We start from the raw sequence: 646 nt of genomic DNA, 5'->3' as shown, positions 1-646 counted from the left end.
CCGTAGGGGAACCTGCGGTTGGATCACCTCCTTACCATTGAAGTGTTTTTGTGAAGTGCTCACACAGATTGTCTGATGAAATTAAAGTAGCGGTATCGATAGGCTTGTAGCTCAGGTGGTTAGAGCGCACCCCTGATAAGGGTGAGGTCGGTGGTTCAAGTCCACTCAGGCCTACCACTTTTCTCTTATGCTGCGTTATGGCTCAGCTCGTTTACTTATGTAAACTTCGCTAACCCACGCCTTGCCTAAGAAAAAAGACCTCCGAGTAAGAAAAAAATCTTATCAGGAGATTAATCGATACCGAAAAAACCTTTATGGGGCTATAGCTCAGCTGGGAGAGCGCCTGCCTTGCACGCAGGAGGTCAGCGGTTCGATCCCGCTTAGCTCCACCATAAATTTTCTGATTATTCAGAATAGATTAGGCAACTAGTCTATTGCGAATAATTATGCTCTTTAACAATCTGGAACAAGCTGAAAATTGAAAACAACGCACATTGTTTATCGCTTAAACAATGTGAGAGTCTCTCAAAAATCTCAACTTGAAGATGTTTGATTTGCCGTCGGGTAAATCAATAAAAGACACCTTCGGGTTGTGAGGTTAAGCGACTAAGCGTACACGGTGGATGCCTAGGCAATCAGAGGCGAT

Annotated in this window: 2 tRNA genes; both read left to right on the top strand. The window is 44.4% G+C overall.

Annotation, left to right across the window (positions count from 1 at the left end):
- Window positions 1-100 precede the first annotated feature (100 nt).
- A tRNA-Ile gene (locus tag AC4IFO_RS23005) sits at window positions 101-177 on the top strand.
- Window positions 178-316: 139 nt separating this feature from the next.
- A tRNA-Ala gene (locus tag AC4IFO_RS23000) sits at window positions 317-392 on the top strand.
- Window positions 393-646 lie beyond the last annotated feature (254 nt).

It is taken from the genome of Providencia sp. UF-224, from assembly GCF_058245955.1.
This window is presented reverse-complemented; position numbering and strand designations above follow the sequence as displayed.